Origin of the sequence: Arthrobacter sp. ZGTC131 (assembly GCF_002929275.1) — a bacterium.
Lineage (GTDB): Bacteria > Actinomycetota > Actinomycetes > Actinomycetales > Micrococcaceae > Arthrobacter.
Map to the genome: position 1 here is coordinate 1 of NZ_PJIK01000072.1, position 643 is coordinate 643.

The 643-nt window shown below is 64.4% G+C and carries 2 protein-coding genes; both read right to left on the reverse strand.

Features of this window, described 5'->3' with window-relative positions; translation table 11 throughout:
- Positions 1-14: 14 nt before the first annotated feature.
- Positions 15-317, reverse strand: a complete 303-nt coding sequence (locus CXQ90_RS21730) for a hypothetical protein (protein ID WP_104141393.1) — start codon at positions 315-317, stop codon at positions 15-17.
- Between the two features lie 18 nt (positions 318-335).
- Positions 336-560: a DUF3107 domain-containing protein gene (locus CXQ90_RS21735; protein ID WP_104052605.1), complete on the reverse strand. Its 225-nt coding sequence runs from the start codon at positions 558-560 to the stop codon at positions 336-338.
- Positions 561-643: the final 83 nt, after the last annotated feature.

Here is a 643-nt window from a genome sequence, read left to right on the forward strand (position 1 = left end):
CTAGCCGCGGGCCGTCAGAACCGCAGCACCCGTTCCAGCTCTGCCGCATCCCGGGCTTCGCGCCCGGGACCTGTCACAACCCCAGCAATGACAGCCGCGGCCGCCCCGGCCACCGGCGGCAGGACCCAAGCAAGCCAAAAGAGGTCAGGATGGGAGCCGACACCGCCCAGCTGGAGGCCCACCCACAGGATCATGGCTGCCGCCAGCGACAAGCCCGGCAGCAGGAAAAGACCGTACCGGGTCCGGCGCCGGTCCGCGCCCCGGACGATGAAGCCGGCCGCCAGCGCGGCCAGGGCGGCAACAATCAGGCTGATCACCGTCCGGCCTGCCGGGACCTAGAGGGCGCCGAAGCCGACGCGGCGAACCTCTTCGGCGCCGATTTCCACATAGCCGATGACGCCGGCGGGAACCATGATGAGCCTGCCCTTGTCATCCTTCAGACGCAGTTCCTTCTGGTTGCTCAGGGCTTCGGCCACGACGTCAGCAACGGCGTCGGCGTTCTGGCTCGATTCAAAGACAATTTCGCGGCCAACATTCTGAATGCCGATTTTTACTTCCACCGTGGTGCCTCCTGTATTAATGAAACATATCCGCTTCGAAATCTACTCTAAATCTCCTTGGGGAACCGGCTGATTCCGCGCCA